Annotated in this window: 1 protein-coding gene; it reads left to right on the top strand. The window is 60.9% G+C overall.

Annotated features, from left to right (window positions below):
• The first annotated feature begins 164 nt into the window (after positions 1–164).
• Positions 165–1,811, top strand: a complete 1,647-nt coding sequence (locus tag LH128_RS25100; protein WP_008832500.1) for an IS1634 family transposase — start codon at positions 165–167, stop codon at positions 1,809–1,811.
• The last annotated feature ends 107 nt before the right edge of the window (positions 1,812–1,918 follow it).

Genomic DNA, 1,918 nt, shown 5'->3' with positions numbered 1-1,918 from the left:
CCCAAGTTGAACAGTGCTAGCGGAACACGCAGGGAACGCGAGACCATAAGTATCTGATTTTGCGGTGAGTGGATTTTGCGGCAAAATCGGGTGTGCTAACAACATTTTTGCTGTGACTGTCGGTTTGGTTTATCTTTACGGGTCCAGGCAGTAACAACTTTGTCATGTATGTCGTCGAACGAGTCGCGCGCGGGCACCGCTATCTTTACCTGGTCGAGAGCGTGCGAGAGGGCAAAACCGTCCGCCAGCGCACGATCAAGGCTCTGGGCCGCAAGGATGTGCTGGCCGCAAGTGGCGAACTCGACAGGCTGGCCGCCTCGATCGCACGTCACGCAGAGCGCAGCGTCATTCTGTCCGATATCGATGCAGGCCGGATCGCAGCCCGCAGGATTGGCGGCCCGTTGCTGTTCGGGCGCCTGTGGCAACGGCTTGGCATCGATGCTGTATTGGAAGAAGTGCTGGAAGGCCGCCAGTTCGGCTTTGCCGTGGAGCGCGCCGTATTCGTCGCCACACTGCACCGCCTGTTCGTCTCAGGCTCGGACCGAGCTTGCCTTGACTGGATGGAGAGCTACGCCATCGACGGCAGCGAGGATCTTGCCCTCCATCACTTCTATCGCGCCATGGCCTGGCTCGGCGAGGAGATCGAGGAGAAGGCTGAGGGCGCGCTGGCACCTCGCTGCGTGAAGGACGTGATCGAGGAGAAGCTGTTCGATCGCCGCCGAGACCTGTTCACCGACCTCAGTCTTGTATTCATGGATACGACGTCGCTCTCGTTCTATGGTGCCGGCGGCGACACCCTGGGTCGGCGTGGTCATTCCAAGGACCACCGGCCCGAGCTTGCCCAGATGATCCTGGCTGTCGTGATCGACGCCGAGGGGCGTCCGATCTGCACCGAGATGGTCCCGGGCAACACGGCTGACGTGAAGGTGCTCATGCCCATCGTCACGCGCCTGCGCACCCGCTTCGGCATCACCCGCTCGTGCGTCGTGGCCGATCGCGGCATGATCAGCGCCGATACGATCGCCGCCCTGGAAGAGCTGGGCATGGAATACATCCTGGGTGCGCGTGAGCGCACCAGCAGCGTCATCCGCGATGTCGTGCTCAATGACACGGCCCCGATGGTGCCGCTGGTCCTCGAGAGGCAGGCAGGAGACACTCAGCTGTGGGTCAAGGAAGTGCGCGTTGGCAAAGGCGCCGATGCCCAGCGCTACGTCGTCACGCTCAACGAAGCTGAGGCAAGGAAGGACAAGGCCGACCGGCAAGCGATCATCGATGGCCTCCAGACCCAGCTGAAGAAGGGCGACAAGGCCCTGGTCGGTAACTCAGCCTATCGCCGCTATCTCAAGGCCAGCGGCAAGACCTTCGAGATCGACATGGGCAAGCTTGCCGATGAGGCCCGCTACGATGGCATCAGCGTGTTGCGCACCAATGCCCGGATCACCCCGCTGCAGGCCGTCATCCGCTACCGTGATTTGCTTCAGGTCGAGGCCCTGTTCCGGGTTGCCAAGGCCAGCTTCGACACCCGCCCCATCTTCCATCAGTCCGATGCCGCTATCCGCGGCCATGTGTTTGTCTCGTTCCTCGCTCTGACGCTGGCCAAGGAACTCACCCGCTTATGTCAGGAAAAGGGCTTACAGCCCGAATGGCAGCCGCTCCTCAACGATCTCGATCGCCTTCAGGAAGCCACCATCGAAAAGGACGGCAAGGTCATAACCACCCGCACCCACGTCTCGGGCCAGGTGGGCAATGTCTTCAAGGCAACGGGCATCGCGCTGCCGGCCAATATCAGCGAGTTGCCGCCGGAAACCTGAGCTTTTGCAAGCTCAACCAACCCCGAAAATGTAGTGGTAACACCTGCGTCGGCGCGCGCATGTCATTGAACAAAAATGCCTTTTCCGAAAGCACTGTTCAAGTTGGG

It is taken from the genome of Sphingomonas sp. LH128, from assembly GCF_000293195.2.
Taxonomy (GTDB): Bacteria; Pseudomonadota; Alphaproteobacteria; order Sphingomonadales; family Sphingomonadaceae; genus Novosphingobium; species Novosphingobium resinovorum_A.
The sequence above is the reverse complement of the archived record's forward strand: the minus strand, read 5'-3'. Positions and strand labels throughout refer to the sequence as shown.

Bases quoted from the DNA above. Each gene is read 5' to 3' on its own strand.
- LH128_RS25100 (WP_008832500.1), top strand. From the start codon at position 165: ATGTATGTCGTCGAACGAGTCGCGCGCGGGCACCGCTATCTTTACCTG.